The organism is Streptomyces sp. SPB074, assembly GCF_000154905.1.
GTDB lineage: Bacteria > Actinomycetota > Actinomycetes > Streptomycetales > Streptomycetaceae > Streptomyces.
This window is the reverse complement of sequence record NZ_GG770539.1, coordinates 6,731,494-6,733,223: the sequence shown is the minus strand read 5'-3', so window position 1 is coordinate 6,733,223 and position 1,730 is coordinate 6,731,494. Positions and strand designations below refer to the sequence as shown.

Annotated in this window: 1 protein-coding gene and 1 pseudogene; one reads left to right on the top strand and one right to left on the bottom strand. The window is 77.4% G+C overall.

Going from position 1 to position 1,730, the window contains the following annotated elements:
- Window positions 1-149: 149 nt before the first annotated feature.
- Window positions 150-914, top strand: a pseudogene (locus tag SSBG_RS28840) (MBL fold metallo-hydrolase).
- A 104-nt stretch (window positions 915-1,018) separates the two neighbouring features.
- On the opposite strand, the gene SSBG_RS28835 reads toward SSBG_RS28840, so the two are convergent.
- Window positions 1,019-1,730: SDR family NAD(P)-dependent oxidoreductase (locus tag SSBG_RS28835; RefSeq protein ID WP_078491435.1), on the bottom strand; the 712-nt coding region annotated here is incomplete at its 5' end.

Genomic DNA, 1,730 nt, shown 5'->3' with positions numbered 1-1,730 from the left:
CGCCCCGCCGGCCGCGGGGCCCCCCTCCCCCACCTGCCCCGCGGGCGTCGGGGAGGATGCGCGGTGAACATCGGACGGCGGCCCGCGCGGGTCCGCCGCGACGGCACCGGCGCCCCGTGCGGGGTGTGACCGGCAGGAGAGGGCAGGCAATGGCGGCAGGGTTGCGGGACGAGGACGTCGTCGAGGTCGCGGCGGGGGTGCACCTGGTCCACGGGAGCGACACGAACTGGGTCGTCGTCAAGGACGGGGACGCGGCGACCCTCATCGACGCGAGGTATCCCGGGGACCGGGACGCGGTGCTCGCCTAGCTCGCGCGGCTGGGCATCGCGCCGGAGGCCGTACGGGCGGTGCTGCTCACGCACGCGCACAGCGACCACATCGGCGCCGCCGAGCACCTGCGCACCGCGTACGGGACGGATGTCCTCACGCACGAGGAGGAAGTGCCGCACGCGCGCCGGGAGTTCCTGCATCAGGTGACCCTCGGGAAGGTCCTCGCGCGGGCCTGGCGGCCCGGGGTGCTGCCCTGGGCGCTGGGCGCGGTGCGCTCGGGCGGGATGAGCGCGGTGCCGGTCGCGGGGCCCCGGGCCTTCCCGGGCGCGGGGGCTCTCGATCTGCCGGGCGGCCCGGTGCCCGTGCACACGCCGGGGCACACGCGCGAGCACTGCGCCTTCCACCTGCCGGAGCACGGCGTGCTCGTCAGCGGCGACGCCCTCGTGACGGGGCATCCCACCTCGCGGCTGGCGGGCCCGCAGTTGCTGCCCGGGATGTTCCACGCCGACCGGGCCCGTGCCCTCGCCTGGCTCACCGCTCTCGAAGCCCTGCCCGCCGGGACGGTGCTCGCGGGGCACGGGCCCGCGCACAGGGGGCCCGTGCGCGAGGCCGTCGCACGGGCCAGGGAACACGCGTCGGCCTGAGCGGGCGGGGGCGCGGCGGGGCCCTCCGGTGTGCGGGCCCCCGGGTGTGCGGGGGCCTGACGCGCCCGGGCCCTCAGGTCCGCGAGGGCGTCGCGGCCCGGTTCTCAGGTGTGCGGGGGTGTCACGGGGAGTGCCGGGCTGCGGTCCTCGGCGCCCCAGTCGGCCCGTCCGCCGGGTCCGAGGACACCGGCCTCGCGGGCGAGGTCGGCGGGCGAGAGGCGCGCGAGGGCGCGGCGCGAGACGTAGGAGACGGCGTAGGGGAAGACGGGCCGCAGGGGCTGGAGGAAACGGAGCCACGGCGGCGCGTAGACGGTGGGGGCGCGGCGCGCGATGCTCCGGGTGAGCCAGGCGGCGACCTGGCCGGGCGGGTGGACCCGCCCGGCGAAGGCGGGCTGGTGGGCGCGGAGCGCGCGCAGGACGGGGTGTTCGTCCAGGTCCTCGATCATGCCGGTGCCCGTCCAGTGCAGATACGCGATGCCGACCGTCACTCCGGTGGGGGCGAGTTCGTTGCGCAGCGCCTGGGCGAAAAACTCGACGCCCGCCTTGGAGGCGCAGTAGGCGCTCATCATGGGCGCGGAGCCGAAGGACGCGGTGGAGGCGACCTGGAGGAAGTGGCCGCGCGTGGTGAGGAGGTGCGGGAGGAAGGCGCGGGCCGTGGCGGCGCTGCCGGTGAGGTTGACGGCGATGACGCGGTTCCAGAGCGCGGCGTCGGTGTGCGCGAAGGACCCGGCCGCGGCGATGCCCGCGTTGGCGACGACGACGGAGGCGGGACCGAGCCGGTCGCGTACGCAGTCGGCGGCGCCGCGCAGGGCGGGC